This is a genomic window from Shumkonia mesophila, from assembly GCF_026163695.1.
GTDB classification, from domain to species: domain Bacteria; phylum Pseudomonadota; class Alphaproteobacteria; order Rhodospirillales; family Shumkoniaceae; genus Shumkonia; species Shumkonia mesophila.
This window is the reverse complement of sequence record NZ_JAOTID010000002.1, coordinates 383,338-400,528: the sequence shown is the minus strand read 5'-3', so window position 1 is coordinate 400,528 and position 17,191 is coordinate 383,338. Positions and strand designations below refer to the sequence as shown.

Genomic DNA, 17,191 nt, shown 5'->3' with positions numbered 1-17,191 from the left:
GTCGGCTTCTACTCCATTTGCTGGCGGGCCCTGGCGATCATGGCTCCCGCGTCGTCGTCGGCGTCAAGCTCGGCCCAACCGACCTTGACCGTCACCTTGACCGGCCGATAGACGTCCTTCACGGCAAAGTCGGTGTATTCCAGGATGCCGGTGACGCGCCCGATGACCGCCTCGGCCTCGTCGAGCGGCGTGTCGGGCAGGGAAACGCAGAACTCGCCGCCGCCGAAGTTGGCGACGACGTCTTCGAGGCGCACCAGCCCGGAAATCCACTGGGCGACCTGGCGGGTCAGTTCGCGGGCCGCTTCCTCGCCGAATTCCTCCCGGAAGGGGACAAGCGACTCCGCCACCGAGAAGACCAGGACGGTCAGATGCTTCTGCCAGTCGCGGGCCTCGCCGATCAACGCCGTCAGGTGGGACCTGAGGAAGCCCGGCATGTAGCTGTGGGTGTGCATGCCCCGCGTCCGCACGGTCTTGGTGGCCTCGATGGCGTCGCGGATCCGCCAGCGGATCTGCTGCCGGCGACCATAGGATGCCAGGAAATAGCGCAGGCGGTCGTCGGCGGCGGCATGATCGAGCACCAGGCTGGCCCCGGCGCGGATCGCCTCGCCGTGCGGGACGCTGCCCGGAGCCTCCTCGATGATCAGGAGCGGCAGATTGAAAAGGCGCGGATGGTTGCGAACCTCGTTGCAGAATTCCAGGGCATCCTCGACGGAGATGCCCTCTCCCGCCTCCATGACGACGGCGTCGAAGTCGCCTTCGAACAGGCGGTCGCGCGCCTCGAACGGCCGGGCCTGGTAGTCGACCCTCTCGGCCCGCGTCGCCAAAGCCCTTGAAACCCGTCGCTCCAGCGCCGGAGAGCCGCCGACCGCCAGCACGCGATGCAGAACGTCGCCCACCGAAAGATCGGGATCGTCGGGGAGTGGAACGCCGAACTCGCGGGCCAGGGCGATGCGGCGCCGCACTTCGGCCAGTTGGGTGGAAAGCCGCATCAGGGGACGCATGCGCGTCATCAGCTCGACCGCCCCCGTCGCGTCCACGTCGCCGGCAAAGACGTCGTCGGCCCGCGCCGCCAGGGCCTCGTCATACAGCCCGGCAAACTCTTCGGCCACCCATAGGACGATGGGGACGTTCTCCAGCTTCCGCTGGCGGAGCGCCGTCGCCGTGGCGATTCCCGGCCGGCCCAGCGAGCCGACGTCGATGACGATCAGATCCGGGTGGCTGCCGCGAGCTTCCTCCCACACCTCGTCGGCGGTCTCGCAGATGACGACATTGCAGTTGCTGTCGGTCAGTAGGGTGCTCATGCGGTCGGTCCGCGCGGGATCGGTTCCGTGTAGCAGTATGTTGCCGAGGCGGTTCATCGCGTCCCTGTCCGTTTCTGCCCAGTCGATGCCTTGTGCGTAGCGGTCTACCGGCTTGCCGCGTTGATGCGGTCCTCCTGATTATAGGAATCCGAGGCCGGTGCCCGCCACACCAATCGGCGATGGCGTCTAACGCCGCCAAAAACCGGGAGAGAACAGGACCAAAACCGCCAGGAACTCGAGCCGCCCCAACAGCATGGCGATGGCCAGCACCCACTTTGCAGCGGCGGGCAGGGAGGTGAACGTGCCGGACGGGCCGATGATGTCGCCCAGTCCGGGGCCGACGTTGGCGACCGCCGTCGCGGCGCCGGACAGGGCCGTCACCAGATCCAGGCCCAGTCCCTCGAGGATCAGGCTGGTGGCCATCACCGTCATCAGGAAGATCAGGATGAAAACCAGGACGCCCAGGACCACGTCGTTCGAAACCGGGCGGCCGTCGTAGGTCAGGGCCTGAACGCCATGGGGATAGATGCGGCTCCAGATGTAAGCGCGAAAGGCCGCCCACAGGACCTGGAAACGAAACATCTTGATGCCGCCGCCGGTCGAGCCGGTACAGCCGCCGACGAAGATCAGCATGAAGAAGATCCCGAAGGGCATGGCCCCCCAGCGCGAATAATCGGAAACCGCGTACCCGGTGGTGGTCACGATGGAGACCACGTTGAAGGCGGACTCGCGCAGGGCCCGTTCGAACGTGAAGCCCCCCGATGACCACAGCCATATCGTGACCACGCCGACGACTATGCACAGGAAGCTGAAAAAGGCCCGGATCTGGCTGTCCTGAAAAAGCGACGCCGGCCCCTGCCGCAGCATGTGGATGTAGACGACGAAGGGCAGCGCGCCGAGCAGCATGAAGGCCGTGATGATCCAATGGATGAACGGGCTGTCCCAGTGGCCAACCGAGGCGTCGGAGGTCGAATATCCGCCGGTCGAAAGCGTCGTCATCGCATGGACGGCGGCATCGAACCAGGGCATGCCGGCAAGCCGCAGCAAGGTGGCGCAAACAATGCTGAGCGCGACATAGGAAAGCACCAGGGCGGCGGTATAGCGCTTGACGCTGGACATCGCCTTTTCCGAACGGTCGGACGATTCCATGCGGAAAAGCTGCATGCCGCCCACCTTGAGCAGCGGGAACATGGCCACCGCCATGACGATGATGCCGATGCCGCCGAACCACTGCAGCAACCCGCGCCACAGAAGAACCCCCGGCGGCAGGTCATCCAGTCCGGTCAGCACCGTCGAGCCGGTTGTCGTCAGGCCCGACATCGTCTCGAAGAAGGCATCGGTGTAGGTCAACGGCAGAAGGTCGGAAGAGGCAAAGGGCACGGCCCCGAAAACGGCGACGGACACCCAGCTTCCGGTGGTCAGCAGAAAACCCTGGCGCAGGTTGATGTCGAGGGGCGCGCCCCGAGTGGCAAGGACGAAGGAGGCTCCCGCAAAGTAGGTTCCCGCTCCCGAAATGGCGAAGACCGCCCAATTGGCGTTGCCGGCCATCCAATCCGCCGCCGCCGGAAAGAACATGGCGACCCCCAGCATCTGCAGGAACCACCCGATCACGTAGATCACCGGCGAAAAGAGCATGCTCGAATATCCTGCGGGGTCGGCCCGGCGCGAACGAGGGGCGACGCCATCGGCGCTTTCCATACTCGGCGCCGCCGCCGAAAGCCAGAGTCAAATCACTTGGCGATCGGGAACCACACCGGACAAGCTTAGCGGCGGGGAGCCTTCTGGCCGCGGGCGATGCGGGGCAGGGGGACGGCGGCGATGCTCAATCGCTGAGCTCTTTGAGGAAGATCACCTTGCCGTCGCCCGGCCGGTAAAAGTCGGCGAATTCGGCCGCCACCGTGTAGCCGGTGCCGAGATAGAATGCGCGGGTGGGGATGTATTTCTCGCAGGACGAGGTGTCGACGTAGATCTGGCGCGCGCCGAGGCGGCGCATGGCGTCCTCGGACCGCGCCAGGATCTTGCGGCCCAGTCCTTGTCCCTGCCGATCGGCACTGACGGCGATCCAATAAAGATCGTAGCTGGTCTCCGAGCCGGGGATCAGCCCGTAACAGGCATAGCCGGCCAGCCTGCCGCCCTCCTCGACCATCACGAACTCATAACCCGACGCCGGCCCCTTTTCGATCCGCTCCATGACCAACTCGGCGGCGATATCGATCTCTTCGGCCGAGAACATGGCGGTTCCGGCGACCAGCGTCCGTACGCCCTCGATGTCCTCCGCCCGCACCGCCTCCCGCCAGACGAGGCCGGAGGAGCAGCCGCCTTCAGGGGAGATCCCGGCGATGGGGGCCGTCGACCCGTCGTGGTCGCCGGCATCCACCTCGCTCCGTTGCCGGGCGAGGGCGGTCGCGACGATGCCTTCGATCATCTCGTCATAATCCAATCCGGCGCGCGCCGCGGCGGCGGCGAAGCCGGCATCGGGGGAAAGGCAGGGGTTGACGTTGATCTCGAGGATCCACGGCCTATTCATTGAATCGACTCGGAAATCCACGCGGGCATAGCCGACCAGATCGAACAGCCGCCAGGCGGCCAGGGCCAGGTCGCCCAACCGTTCGAGAAGGGGACCGTCGGCGGCCGGGAAGTCGAAGTGGCGCGGCGTGTTGCCGAAGGCGAAACTGCCTTCCTCCCACTTCGCCTCGTAGTCGACGATGCGCGGCCGTCCGTCCGGGTATTCGACGAAATCGATCTCGGCGATCGGCAACAGGCGCGGTCCGCCGGGCCCGTCCATCACGGCCACGTTGAATTCGCGGCCCTCGACGAAGGCCTCGGCGAAGAACCGGCCGCCGAAGCGGACCTGCCGGGCCGCGATCTCCTCGGCCGCCCGGCCGGCCGCCACCACGGAACCGGCGTCGAGCCCGATCGAGGCGTGCTCGCCGATCGACTTGACGATCACCCGCTCCACGCCCTCCAGTCCGCCGCCGTCGAGCGACCACGCGGGCGTCGGCAGGCCGGCCGTCTGCAACAGCCGCTTGACCGCCGTCTTCGACAGGGTGTCGCGCAGGGATTCGGCCGTGCCGCCGCTGTAGGCAAGGCCGAAATGCTCCAACGCCATCGGCGCCAGATGGGCCAGGGTGCCGTCGCCGGCCAGTCCCTCGACCAGATTGAACACCAGGGCGGGGCGGCGCGCCGCCAGGGCGGAAAGCGCCCCAAGGTCGAGCCCCAAATGGATGATTTCCGAGCGGTATCCCAGGCGTCCGAGGGCGCCCTGGATGGTCTCGGCGGCAATCACGGTATCGGCCTCGTCCGGCCGGTCGGCGGCGGCGCCGTGAAGGACTGGCACGAAGGCTGGCGCGCTCGTCATGATTTTTCAGGCTCGATCGCCACCCGTCAGGCCGAACCGACGAGACCGTAGCGCGCGATGGCCGCCTCCATGATCTGCCCGATCAAGTCCTCGTAGGCCAGGCCGGCCATGGTCGAGAGGATGGGCAGATCGGAATGGGTGGGATGAAGACCGGCCAGGGCATTCACCTCCATGAAGTGGGGAACGCCGTTGCCGTCCGACCGAAAGTCCAGGCGCGAGGCGTCGCGACACCCCAGCGTCTTGTAGGCCGCCAGTGCCGAACCCGCCGCCGCCCGAGCCTCGGCGTCGTCGGCGAGGCGATAGTTCACGCGACTATCGCACAGTTCCTTGTTGTCGAAGGAATAGACCCCGGGATCGGCATTGGCGCCGAGCAGAACCTCCAGTACGGCGATCACCCGGGCCCTGTCGCCGTTGCCGACCACCCCGACGGTGAATTCGCGGCCGGACAGGTAGGGCTCGGCGATCACCGGCTGGTTGAACCGGCCACGCAGGGCCCGCGCCGCCTCGGCCAGTGCGGCCGGCGACGTCACCTTCGATGCCGTGGTACAGCCCTTGCCGGTGCCTTCCGCCAACGGCTTGATGAAGACGGGGAAGGGAAGGGCGCGGGCGGCGGCGACGTCGTCGTCGCTTTCGATCAGGGCGAACGGCGTCGTCGGAATGCCGGCGTCGCGGACCAGCCGCTTGGCGACGGCCTTGTCCAAGGTGACGGCCAGGGTCAGCGGATCGGAGAAGACATAGGGGATGCCATAGGCCTCGAGGAGCGCCGGCACCTGCGCCTCGCGCGAGCGTCCCTCAAGACCTTCGGCGATGTTGAAGACAAGGCCCCAGGTATCTCCCTTGACCAGCCGCGCCGCCAGATGGCGGACATGGCCGATACGGTCGGTTTCGTGGCCGAGGCCGCGGAGGACGCCTTCGATCGCCGCCACCGTTTCCGGCGAATCGAATTCGGCCAGCGCCTCCTCCGAAAGGCCCATGCCGCGATAGTCGTCGCGCAGGTCGTAGGTCAGGCCGATGCGCATCACGGAGCCGCGCCCGGGCCTTTCCCGGCGCCGAAGCTGCCGTCGGGATCGGGATAGCGATAGATTTTGCCTTCGAAGTTGCGCAGCAGGACGTCGTCGCCATCGCGCCCCACCAGATACTCCGGCAGCAGCGGAATCTTGCCGCCGCCGCCGGGGGCGTCGATGACGAAGGTCGGCACCGCGTAGCCGGTGGTATGGCCGCGCAGCCCCTGGATGATCTCGATCCCTTTCTCGACCGGCGTGCGGAAATGCGCCGAGCCGGTGATCGGGTCGCACTGGTAGAGGTAGTAGGGCTTGACCCGGCGCATGAGCAGCCCGTGCATCATGCGCTTCATGGTGTCGACCGAATCGTTGATGCCTTTCAACAGCACCGTCTGGCTGCCCAGCGGGATGCCGGCATCGGCCAGACGCGCATAGGATTCGGTGACCTCCGGCGTCAGCTCGGACGGGTGGGTGACGTGGATGCTGATCCACAGCGGGTGATGTTTCCGCAGCATCTTCGTCAGCGACTTGGTGATCCGCATGGGCAGGACCGTCGGCACCTTGGTGCCCAGGCGGATGAACTCGACGTGCTTGATCGCCCGCAGGCGGCCCAGCAGATAGTCGAGCTTGTCGTCCGCGATGGTCAGCGGATCGCCGCCCGACAGCAGGACGTCGCGGACCTCCGGATGGGCCTCGATGTAGGCGAGCGCGCGGTCCCACTGGCTGACCGAGAACTGATAGTCGCCGCCCGCCTCGCCGACCATGCGCGAACGCGTGCAGTAGCGGCAGTAGGTCGAGCAGAAGCCGGTGGACAGGAACAGCACGCGGTCGGGATAGCGGTGCACCAGCCCCGGTACCGCCGAGTCGTGATCCTCTCCCAGCGGGTCGTCCGCTTCGCCCGGCGTGCGCAGGTATTCCTGGCCGACCGGGATATGGGTGCGGCGCAGCGCATCCAACGGGTCTTCGCGATCCATCAGGCTGGCATAGTAGGGCGTGATGCCGACCGGCAACGACCCCGTGCGGCGGCCGACCGCCTCGCGCTCGTCTTCCGACAGCACGAAGATGCGTTCGAGCTGGGCAAGCGAGCGGATGCGGTTGCGCAACTGCCAACGCCAGTCCGTCCATTCGGCGACACTGGCATCCGGGAAGAACCGCTTCTTGAAGTCGCGGCTCGCCTCGCCGAGCGGGAAGCGCTCGACCCGCCGGCGCTTCGGACGAAGCGGCGGTGCGTCGGTATTGTCCGCCACGGGCGGACGATCCGGCGGACGATCCGGTGTCTTGAACAGAGCTATGAGGTTGGGGGAACGGGTGGATATTGTAGCTGAGCTACAACTGGGAGGCTCTCCACGAGCCGCCATAAGATCGTCCATTTGGATGGATAATCCCACCTTCTGCGGAGGATCGTCGCGCGACCATCGTCGATTCTGTCATCACTACCGCAGGCGCATAACCATTGTATCAGTTCGGATTCGATTTCAAGTCGTTTTGAGCGTGTTTTGCCCCTTGAAGTGAATTTTTTTGTCGAGTGTTGCACCGCGAGATATTGTGTCGGACGATCCGCCTGCCCCCTAGTGGCGGCGATAGTGGCCGTTTTCGGCGGAATGCGGGGTGTGGCAGGCAGAAGCCGAGGTATGGTCGGCGTCTTCATCAAGAGGCTCTTGAATGGGATCACCAGACAAGGACAGCGAGCGGTTTTTCCAATCCGCCATCTACGACGCCGAAAAGCGGCCGCGCCGCCCCCCATCGGGGGAATCGATTCGCGAACCGGCGCGCGAGATTCCCGTCCATGCGCAATGCGACGTCCTGGTGGTGGGGGGCGGCCCGGCCGGCACGGCGGCGGCGGTGGCAGCCGCCCGGCTGGGTGCCGACGTCGTCCTGCTGGAGCGCTACAACCATTTGGGTGGGCTGTCGACCGGCGGCCTCGTCATCTGGATCGACCGCATGACCGACTGGGCGGGACGCCAAGTCATTCGCGGCTTCGGGGAAGAAATTCTCTCCCGTCTTCCCGCCGGATCGGTCGCCGGCCCGGCCCGCGAGGAGTGGGGATCGCAAGACGAAGGCAAGGCCGCTTTCTGGTCGCCGCGGCTGGCCGCTTTCCACGGCATCGTAACCCATTCGCCGACGCTGGACCCCGAGTGGCTCAAGGCCGAATCGCTCGAACTGGCGCTCGCCGCCGGTGTGCATCCGATCTTTCACGGCTGGGGCGCGCGGCCGGTGGTCGAAGACGGCCGGGTAGGGGGCTGCCTCTTCGAAAGCAAGCAGGGCCGGCGGGCCATCCTCGCCAAGGTGACCGTCGACGCCACCGGCGACGGCGACCTTTACGCCGCGGCCGGCGCCGCCCATGACGCGACGGTGAACGCCCACGACATCCACGCCTGCATGAACACCGCCTGGATGTTCGGCGGCGTCGACATGGCCGCGTTCCTGGGCTTCAGGATGGAGGAGCCGGACCAGTACGCCGCCTTCCTGGCCCTCGGGCGCGAAACGCTGCGCTATTTCGAGAAGGCGATGGTTTCCTGGCGCGACGACATCGCCGTCTTCCTGGGGCCGCGGCTTGCCGGCTATTCCGCCCTCGACGTCGAGGACTTAAGCGAGGTCGAGATCCGCAGCCGCCGCCTGATGATCGACCATCTGCATTTCTATCGCCGGCACGCGCCGGGTTTTTCGAACGCGTACCTTCTGCTCTCGGCCCCGCAGATCGGGGTTCGCCACGGGCGACGCCTGATCGGCCGCGGAACGGTGTGCCGGACCGATTGGGACGGGCGCGTGCGGGCCGACGAGATCGGGGTTTCTCCGGCGCCGTCGCCGAAGTTCGCCAATGTGTCGATTCCTTATGGCGCGCTGCTTCCCCGGGACCTGAAAGGGCTCCTGGCGCCGGGCCGCCATTTGGCCTGCGACATCGGCAGCCACGCCTTCCTGCGCGAAATCCCCCAATGCTGGACGACCGGGCAGGCGGCGGGCATCGCCGCCGCGCTGGCCGCCAACGCCGGGCGCGATCCCGGCGACCTCGACGTCGCCGCCATCCGCGCGGCCCTCGTCAAGCAGGGGGCGTTCCTCAACCCGCTGCCGGTCGCGGCAACCGCCGAGGAGTGACCCGCTAGTCGCGCTGCCAGGGCATGACCCGGCGCTCGATCCATTGCAGGAGATAGGTCAGCAGGATGCCCAGAATCATCACCACGACAAGGCCGGCGTACATCTTCTCGGGGTTCAGCACCTCCCAGTAATAGAAGGTGATGAAGCCCACCCCCTGCTTGGCGCGCAGGAACTCCACCGAGATGATGACGATGAGCGCGGTGCCCAACGCCAGACGCAGGCCGGCGAAAATGACCGGCAGCGCGGCCGGGACGATGACGTGGCGCAGCATCTGAAGGCCGCTGGCCCCATAGTTCCGTCCCGCCATCAGGAAAACCGGGTCGATGTCGCGCACCCCGGCCATGGAGTTGATGGTCATCAGGAAAAACACCGCCAGGGCGACGACGACGATCTTCGGCCCTTCGCCGAAAGGATCGGCGAACATCAGCATGACGATGGGGAAGATGGCGATCTTGGGCAGCACATAGATGGCCGAAAGGGTGGTGTCGAGCATCAGGCGGACCGTCTTGTTCATGCCCATGACGACGCCCAGCAGCACGCCGGGAATCGCCCCCAGCACGAAGCCGGCGCCGACCCGTCCCAAAGTCGCCCACACGTGGCTTTCGGCGATCAGGCCCCAGCCGGCGGCCCATCCCGATTGCGCCACCGTCTCGGGGATGAGCCAGGGACGGCCGATCAGGCTGGTCTGCGAGAAGCGGTCGTAGCTGACCGTCATCTCCCACAGGGCCTTGGCGATGCGGGTCGGCTGCGGAAACCAGGTCGCGCTGAGAATGCCGGCGTCGACGATCACCTGCCAGGCGACAAGAGCCAGCACCGGAAAGCCGAACGCCAGGGTGCGCTCATAGGCCCGACGGCCGCGCAACGGCACGACCCGGCCGATCCGTTCGGCAATCATCACGGCCAGCACGAAATCGCCGGACAGCCCCAGCCACCACAGCGAAAACCACAGGCCGGCCGCGAAGAAGATGGCGTTCCAGGCCACCGTCGCCGCGATCAGCCACGACAGGCCGCGCCAAAAGGCCAGTCGCTCGGCCCGCCGTCGGGCCAGCGTTTCCGGATCGGTTGCCTGCGGAATGGTGGGGTTGGCGTTGCCGTTGGCCAATGTGCTCATGCCTGCAACTCCATGGCGCGGGCGACCTCCTTGCCCAACAGATCCCAGACGGCGCCGCGCAATTCGGCGAAGCGGGCCGTGTTCATGGTTTCCACCGTGCGCGGCCGGGGGATGTCGATCTCGAAGGTGGCCAGATGGCGGCCCGGATGGGCGGTCATCAGGATCACCCGGTCGCTCAGCAGGATCGCCTCGTCGAGGCTGTGGGTGATGTAGACGACCGTCTTGCGTGTATCCTCCCAGATGCGCAGGAGTTCGTCCTGCAGCACGATCCGCGTCTGGGCGTCGAGCGCTCCCAGCGGCTCGTCCATCAACAGCACCTCGGGATCGTTGGCCAGCGCGCGCACGATGCTGACGCGCTGCTTCATGCCACCGGAAATCTGGTGCGGATAGTACCCGGCGAACTTGCGAAGGCCGACCCGCTCCAGCCAGTAGAGGGCGACCTCGTGCCGCTCGGCCTGGCCGATGCCCCGCATTTCGAGGCCGAAGGCGACGTTGTCGACGACGGTCTTCCACGGAAAGACGGCATATTCCTGGAAGACGACGCTGTTGAGCGGCTTCTTGGGATCGGCCCCCGGCCGGATCAGGACGCTGCCGGCGCTGAGTGTGTCGAGGCCGGCCAGAATCCGCAGGTAGGTGGACTTGCCGCAGCCCGACGGTCCGACCACACTGACGAACTCGCCGTCCGCCACGTCGAGGTTGAAATCCGTCAACGCGGTCATCGGCCCGCGGACGGTCGGATAGATCTTGGTGACGTTCCGGGAAATGATTTTCGCCGCCGTCGCCGTCTCCCGCGACGGCGACGCCTGCGCGCCGGACAATATCATCGGTTTGGTTCCAGACAGATGACTTCGTTGATGCCGAGGGCGGGCGGCCCCGAAAGGGCCGCCCGCCGTCCCGGACAGGGCCTATTTCTTATACTGGCCGAGCGCGGCGATCGCCTTCTTGACGAACTGGTCATCGGCCACAGCCTTCAGGTCGATGGGTTGCGTGTACTCCAGGCGGCCGTTTTCGCGATGCACCCGCTCGACGTCGCGCAGGCCGTCGAAGGAAACCACCAGATTGGGGTCGTAGACCACGGGATTGCCCTCGCGGATCGCCTGCTCGGTGGTGTTGGTGAAGGTCATGTAGGCTTCGATGTTGGCGGGGGCGAGATAGCCGTCGCCCTGCATCAGGCGCGCCGCCTCGGCCAGCGCCAGCACGAACCGCTCGGCGACCTGCGGCCGTTCCTTGAGAAACTTGCCCGATCCGACGAAGGCGACGGTCATCAGGCCAGGCGTCAGGTCGCCTTCAAGGACGGTTGCGTAGCCTCCCTTGATGGCCTGATCGGCATAGGGCGAACCGGCCAACGCGGCGTCGATCGTACCCCGTTCCAGGGCGGCCGGCATGTCCGCGTTGTTCAAGTTGATCAGTTCGACATCGCGGATGGTCAGCTTGGCGCGCTCGAGCGCCTTGGCGGCCAGGTATTCGCCACCGCTGCCCGGCCCGCCGGCCGTCGCGATCCGCTTGCCCTTGAGATCGGCGATGCCCTTCACCTTGCCCTCGGCGGCCAAGGCCTTGCGCAGCAGAAGCTGCGTCGGGCTGTTGGTGAAGGGCTCCAGCGCGCCCGGCGCGATGATGCGGATGTCCATCCCGCGGTTCCAGGCGTTCCACAGCGAGGTGACGATGGCGATGCCGCCGACGTCGATGGAGCCCTGGGTCAGAAAGGCGATCGCCTCGGTGCCCGACTTCACGCGCTCGAACTCGACATCGAGGCCGTATTTTTTGAACAGGCCGCGCTTGGACGCCACGTACACGGTAGCGAACTTCAGGATCGGTACATAGGCGACCTTGACTTTTTGCGGCGGGCTGAGGGGGGCGGGCAATTCCGCCGCCGTCGCGCCGGCGGCGGCGGCCAGCACCGCGGCGCCGGCCAATCCTCCCACCAGCCGCTTAAAACCGATTCTCCAAACCATGGCCTCTCTCCCTGCTTGTCCTTGTCCATCCAGGTTCGACCAAGCCTCCCCCGGCCCGTCGGCGGCAGCCGTTTCGCGATAGCTCCGCCCTGTCCCGCCGCGATACTAATCCGCAACGGCTGGCTGGACACGCAAATTTATGGATGCGATGGCGCCGCCGGCGCCGATAAGCGGCGGTAAACGTGGACCACCCGGATGGGTTCCCGGAATTTGTACATCACCGCCAGATTGCGGATGCGCTCGGCCTGAATGCCGTTCAGCGTGTTGCCCGCCTTGAGGATGAGCCGCCCGTCCTCCGTCACCAGATCGGACTTCAGGTGATGGCCGACCTCCAGTTGGGCGATCGAAAGCTCCTGGATGAACGGCCCGATCGGTCCCGCGTCGGATGGCAGAAGGCGGTCGCGGACGAGACGCAGCAGGTCGGGATCGTAACGGCCCAGCCGGGCCGCGAGAACCGCATAGGCCGACGACATGAAGCCGGTCTGTTCCGCCTCGGCGGCCAAGTCGAACAGGATGTGCAGCAGTCGGGCCTCGATCGGGATGTCGGCGCCGACCGGCTTGTCCCAGGGGAAGCCCTGCGCTCCGTCGAACGACCGGTCGCAGCAATAGACGATCTCCGCCACCCGGCACAGCCGGGGAATGTTGGCGATGATGTCGCGTCCCGTCATCGGTATGCGGTCGATGATTTCCTGTTCGGACGCCGTCAGCCATTCCCCCTTGTCCCTTTTCGCCATCAGTTCGGGGGGCACCGCCACGCTGCCCAGCCAGGCCAGCATCGCCGCCACCTCGATTTCCCAAAGCTGGATGGCCGGCAACTCCTCGACCAACGTCCGGCACCAGTCCCGGACCCTCGATGCCCGGCCGAAGCCGGCCGGATCGGCGAGGGAAAGGACATCGATCAGCATCTTGACGCTGCCGGCCAATGTTTTTTCGAGGAGATCGCGCTCGGCCGTCACCAGGGCGTACTGGCGCAACCCCGCCTCGATGCCGTCGGCCAGCACGTCCGGCAGGCAGGGCTTGGTGAAAAACCGGAAGATCTGGCCCCGGTTGATGGCTTCGATGGCGGTCTGCTGATCGACGTTTCCGGTCAGCATCATGCGCACCGTGTCGGGGGTCTGGCGTTGCAGTTCGGCAAGCAGGGAAATGCCATCCATTCCCGGCATCCGCATGTCCACCATGGCGACCGCGAACGGCCCTTCGGAGGCGACCAGCGCCAGGGCCTCGGCGCCCCCCTGCGCCAGATGCAGATCGAAGCCGTTGCGGAACTGCCTGCGCAATCCGGCAAGAAGGTTTGCGTCGTCGTCGACGATCAGCACGCGATTGCTCATTCGACACCCCCTCTGCGCAAGACCTCGTCGACGGCATTGCGCCAATCGGGAAGACGGTCGATCAGGTCGGAGGCCATCAGGAAGTCCATGTCCAGCCCCGAACGCAGCGCGATGTCGTCGAGTTCCTCGGACTCTCCCCTGGCCATCGCCGCGCCGCAGGTCTTGGCGAGGGCCTGGGCGCAATGGAGGATCCCCACAAGCTTGCTCTGGCCCTTGTAGCGGTGCGGCTCATGGTGATGGGCCACCGCCTCGACCACCGAGTCGACGAATCCCCACAGGCCGAGGAGATAGGCGCTGAGTTCCGTATGACTGGCGCCGAACACCTGGCGTTCCGCCTCGTAAATCGGCTGCACGCCGTTTTCCACCTGGTTCACGGCCCGACGGAAACGAAGCGGGAAATTGGCGACGAGGACGAGGACGCCGACATGGGCAAGCACCCCGGCGCACATGGCTTCCTGGATGGCGGCCTGATCCAGGTGTTCCAGTTCGGCGATGGTCCGGGCGGCCATGCCGACGCCCAGGCTTCGGTTGCCGAGGCGCCGGATGATGGCCGCCGTAGCCGTGTCTCCCGAATAGCTGGAGTAGATGCCGGCCATCAGGGTCAGGGCCTTGATGGTATCCAGGCCGAGAAGCCGCACGGCGTCCTTGAGATCGGTGATGCGGGTGGGAAGACCGAAGAACGCCGAGTTTGTAAGCTTCAGGGTTTCGGCGGTCATGGCGACGTCGCGCGACAGGATATGGGCGACGGAAGTGGACGACGCGTTCTTCGAGCGAAGTTCCTCGAGCAGGGCCAGAAAGACGTCGGGTGGGCTGGGCAGGGAATGCAGGCTCGACACCAACTGACGGAGCCCCTCGTCGTCGAGAAAGCGCCGCAAGGCGACGGCGCTGGAGACGGCTTCGACCAGGCAGTCGAAGCCGCACGGTTTCGAGAGATAGCGATGGGCCGGCCCGGCGGTGCGCAGGATCGCCTCCTCCTCGGCATAGCCCGACAGGATGATGCGAACGCTGGACCGGTAGGTCTTGCTGACGATCGTCAGCAGTTCGGCGCCGTCCATTCCCGGCATCCTGAGGTCGGACACGACGACGTCGAACGGCTGCTCGGCCATCGCCGCCAAGGCCTTCTCCGCGCTGTCGACGAAAACCATCTGCCAGGCCTCGCGCATCGGATGAAGCATGCGCCGCAACCCCCTGAGGACGTTTTCGTCGTCATCGACAAACAGGACGGTTGATGTCATGGGCTGGTCCCCCATGTCAGATCGACTCACGTGTCGGCGCGCCGCCTATCGGCGCTTTCCCTTTGGCGTTGGCGTTGCCCTTGGCGACGCCACGGACGGGAAGATGGACGACGAAGGTTGTCCCCTTGCCGGTCCGCGTCTCGAAGCGGATGGCGCCGCCGTGCTTGTTGACAACGATGTCGCGGGCGATCGTCAGGCCCTGGCCGGTTCCCTTGCCGACCTCCTTGGTGGTGAAGAAGGGGTTGAAGACCTTGCCGCGGATGGCCTCGGGAATGCCCGTGCCGTTGTCCTCCACCCGGATCACCGCGGTTTCCCCTTCGAGGGCGGTGGCGATGCGGATGCGCCCGTCGTTGGCATCGTGGCCCGCCGCGCGGACGGCATGGGCGGCGTTGACCAGCAGGTTCAGCAGAACCTGTGTGATTTCGCCCGGCAGGCAGATCACCGCCGGCAACGCGGGGTCGAAGGCCGTCTCCACCTTGGCGACGTGCTTCCACTCGTTGCGCGAAATGGTGATGGTGTTCTCGATCGCCCGGTTCAGGTCGGTCGGCGCCTTCCCTTGGACTCCGGGATGCGAGAACTCCTTCATGGCAAGGACGATGCGCGAAATCTGCTTGATGCCGAAAATCGACTGCTCGGTCGCCGAGGGAATTTCTTCGGCCAGGAAGTCGAGATCGGCGCCCCGGCGCAGATTGTCGATCTCGCGCATGCGGTCGGCAAACTCCTCGCGATCCTTGAGATCGTCGATCAGCGCCAGGCACCCCCGCACCAAGGCAAACAGCGTTGCGTGGGCGTCGGCCAGAAAGGTCAAATTGTTGCTGATATATTGGGACGGCGTGTTGATTTCGTGGGCGATGCCGCCGGCCAGTTGTCCCACCGCCTCCAGTTTCTGCGCGTCGCGCAGCTCGCTTTCGAGGCGGTCGCGGCGCAGGCCGTTGCGCCAGATCACGGCGCCGCTGACGAGAAGAAGAAACGTCAGCCCATAGAGCCCGCCGACCAGCCAAACGCTGGTGTTGCCGGTCAAAAGAGTGGCCTCGAGAATGGAGGCGACGAACCTGAAGGGCGTCGTCGCCACCGGAACGGCCACGGCAACCGTCCTGTCTCCGGACGCGCCTTCGGTCGTCACGGCGCCGCCATCTACCGTTCCGGCGATACGCCACGCCAGGGAAGAGCGCAGTTCCTCCCTCGGCGCATCATAAAACGCGCATCCTTCGTTGTCGGCGATGGCGACGGCAGCCTGCCTGCGCCGGACGGAAAGCTGATGTTCCTGGATCGACTCCCACCGCAGCCAAGCCAACACCTGGCCGACGAAGCGGCCCTTGTGGAAGAGCGGCCGGAGCACCACGACGACCGGAGCGGATGGGCACCCGTCGAACCGCACCACGGCGTCGGTCTCGTCCTTTGCCAGGAATCGCGACAGATTCGCGCCCTGAAGCTCGTGGATACCGGAAGTGTTTCCCCCCATCGATGTCACGTCGATAAGCGCGGTGCCGGCGGCGTCGACCATGACCATCCGTTCGTAGACGGCGTCGGCCCTGCTGCCGAACCGGCGGGTGTTGACCAGCCGCCGCATGGTCCCGGCGACCTCCTCCAGATTGGCGCGAAGACCGTACTGCAGGGACACCCCCAGATCCTTGTTGAGGAAGTACGCTTCGAGCGAGGGGGAAACGGCAAGATCGTCGAGATCGTTGCGACGGTCGGTGAAAAAGAAGCCGAGCCCATCGGCCCGGCGCTTCACTTCCTCGACGAATTCCGTCTTGTGGGCCGCACGCAGGTCATTCTGGGTCTTGTGGTGAAGAACGAGAAGAACAATGACGAACAGGAAAAGAATGACGCCCAGAACCGCCAACAAATATTTGTCGGCCGACGTATTACGGCCGCGCATCCATGCCCAAAGGTGTCCAGACAATGCTTTCATGACATCGATCTACTTGAAAAATTCCGGAAAGTAGGAAAGGGCGAGGGGATAGTATTTTTCGACGATCCCGCGGTATGTCCCGTTCCGCTTGATCTGGTGCAGAAATTTCTCGAACTCCCGGTGCAGCTGCGGCGAGTCCGGACGGAATCCCACCCCCATCTCCTGCGCCGGCGACAACGGCCCCACGACCTTGATCATGCCGGGCCACTTCTTGAGGGCGACCAGCGCGTCGGGAACGTCGAGCAGCGTCGCCTCGGTTTCGCCCTTGATCACCGCTCCCGCCATGTCGTTGAGCGAGCCCGCGAAAAGGACACTGCGCGCGCCCGTGGACACGATGTCGTAAAGCGTCGGATCGAGACAGGTGTTCACCTTGCCGAGAATGCTGTGGCCGCGAAGGAGGGTGCGGACCGCCGCGATATCCTTCCTGAGGTCGCCGCTGGGCTCGATGGGCCGGATGGGCGAGTCGGATCGCACGACAAACCAGATCTGGGTCGGGAAGTCCGGGGTCGAGAAGCGGACAACCTTTTGCCGCCACGGAATGATCGTCAGTCCGTTGGCGATCAGGTCGCCGCGCACCGGCACGACCTCGCCGAGCTCGACCGTGCCGCCCGACGCCTTGACCTTGCGGCCGATCAGATCGGGGATGACCGTGTCCCAGTCGGTCTCGACGTACGCGTAGCGGACGCCCAGGTGTTGGGCGAACATCTTCACGATGTCGACCGAAAAGCCGTCTCCCGCTCCGGTCACGAAGTTGGCGTAGGGAACGCCCAGGTGCCGGATCGCTCCGCGCGCCTTGATCTCCCGCAGGTCGTCGGCCTGCGCGCCAGCCAACGCGCCGAGCATGGCCGCGCACAACACTCCGACGAAGGTCGTCCTGCGAAACATCGCACCTATCCG

13 protein-coding genes are annotated in these 17,191 nt (G+C 65.8%); 1 reads left to right on the top strand and 12 read right to left on the bottom strand.

What is annotated here, in order from left to right; genetic code table 11:
- Nucleotides 1-8: 8 nt before the first annotated feature.
- The 5 genes from ODR01_RS05230 to ODR01_RS05210 form a co-directional block, all read right to left on the bottom strand.
- On the bottom strand, nucleotides 9-1,358 hold the full coding sequence (locus tag ODR01_RS05230; protein WP_316976552.1) for a diguanylate cyclase domain-containing protein: 1,350 nt from the start codon (nucleotides 1,356-1,358) through the stop codon (nucleotides 9-11).
- 129 nt (nucleotides 1,359-1,487) lie between these two features.
- Nucleotides 1,488-2,936, bottom strand: coding sequence for a TrkH family potassium uptake protein (locus ODR01_RS05225; protein WP_316976551.1), 1,449 nt, complete (start codon nucleotides 2,934-2,936; stop codon nucleotides 1,488-1,490).
- Between the two features lie 187 nt (nucleotides 2,937-3,123).
- Nucleotides 3,124-4,659, bottom strand: coding sequence for a GNAT family N-acetyltransferase (locus ODR01_RS05220; protein WP_316976550.1), 1,536 nt, complete (start codon nucleotides 4,657-4,659; stop codon nucleotides 3,124-3,126).
- A gap of 26 nt (nucleotides 4,660-4,685) precedes the next feature.
- Nucleotides 4,686-5,678, bottom strand: a complete 993-nt coding sequence (locus tag ODR01_RS05215) for a D-alanine--D-alanine ligase family protein (protein ID WP_316976844.1) — start codon at nucleotides 5,676-5,678, stop codon at nucleotides 4,686-4,688.
- The gene (locus ODR01_RS05210; RefSeq protein ID WP_316976549.1) at nucleotides 5,678-6,907 is read right to left on the bottom strand and encodes a KamA family radical SAM protein; all 1,230 of its coding nucleotides are present in this window, start codon (nucleotides 6,905-6,907) and stop codon (nucleotides 5,678-5,680) included. Before ODR01_RS05210 ends, ODR01_RS05215 begins: the two co-directional genes overlap by 1 nt.
- A gap of 415 nt (nucleotides 6,908-7,322) precedes the next feature.
- On the opposite strand from ODR01_RS05210, the gene ODR01_RS05205 reads away from it, so the two are divergent.
- Nucleotides 7,323-8,753, top strand: a complete 1,431-nt coding sequence (locus ODR01_RS05205; protein ID WP_394356806.1) for an FAD-dependent oxidoreductase — start codon at nucleotides 7,323-7,325, stop codon at nucleotides 8,751-8,753.
- 4 nt (nucleotides 8,754-8,757) lie between these two features.
- On the opposite strand, the gene ODR01_RS05200 is transcribed toward ODR01_RS05205, so the two are convergent.
- The 7 genes from ODR01_RS05200 to ODR01_RS05170 form a co-directional block, all read right to left on the bottom strand.
- Nucleotides 8,758-9,864, bottom strand: a complete 1,107-nt coding sequence (locus ODR01_RS05200) for an ABC transporter permease (RefSeq protein WP_316976548.1) — start codon at nucleotides 9,862-9,864, stop codon at nucleotides 8,758-8,760.
- Nucleotides 9,861-10,688, bottom strand: coding sequence for an ABC transporter ATP-binding protein (locus ODR01_RS05195; RefSeq protein WP_316976547.1), 828 nt, complete (start codon nucleotides 10,686-10,688; stop codon nucleotides 9,861-9,863). Before ODR01_RS05195 ends, ODR01_RS05200 begins: the two co-directional genes overlap by 4 nt.
- 81 nt (nucleotides 10,689-10,769) lie before the next feature.
- Nucleotides 10,770-11,816 carry an ABC transporter substrate-binding protein gene (locus ODR01_RS05190; RefSeq protein ID WP_316976546.1) on the bottom strand — a complete coding sequence of 349 codons (1,047 nt, stop codon included), beginning with the start codon at nucleotides 11,814-11,816 and terminating at the stop codon, nucleotides 10,770-10,772.
- Between the two features lie 137 nt (nucleotides 11,817-11,953).
- Complete coding sequence (locus ODR01_RS05185; RefSeq protein ID WP_316976545.1) at nucleotides 11,954-13,144, bottom strand: HD domain-containing phosphohydrolase; 1,191 nt, start codon at nucleotides 13,142-13,144, stop codon at nucleotides 11,954-11,956.
- Nucleotides 13,141-14,379 carry a response regulator gene (locus tag ODR01_RS05180; protein ID WP_316976544.1) on the bottom strand — a complete coding sequence of 413 codons (1,239 nt, stop codon included), beginning with the start codon at nucleotides 14,377-14,379 and terminating at the stop codon, nucleotides 13,141-13,143. Before ODR01_RS05180 ends, ODR01_RS05185 begins: the two co-directional genes overlap by 4 nt.
- A gap of 16 nt (nucleotides 14,380-14,395) precedes the next feature.
- Nucleotides 14,396-16,261, bottom strand: coding sequence for a sensor histidine kinase (locus ODR01_RS05175; RefSeq protein WP_316976543.1), 1,866 nt, complete (start codon nucleotides 16,259-16,261; stop codon nucleotides 14,396-14,398).
- 42 nt (nucleotides 16,262-16,303) lie between these two features.
- The gene (locus tag ODR01_RS05170; protein WP_316976542.1) at nucleotides 16,304-17,179 is read right to left on the bottom strand and encodes an ABC transporter substrate-binding protein; all 876 of its coding nucleotides are present in this window, start codon (nucleotides 17,177-17,179) and stop codon (nucleotides 16,304-16,306) included.
- Between the last annotated feature and the right edge of the window lie 12 nt (nucleotides 17,180-17,191).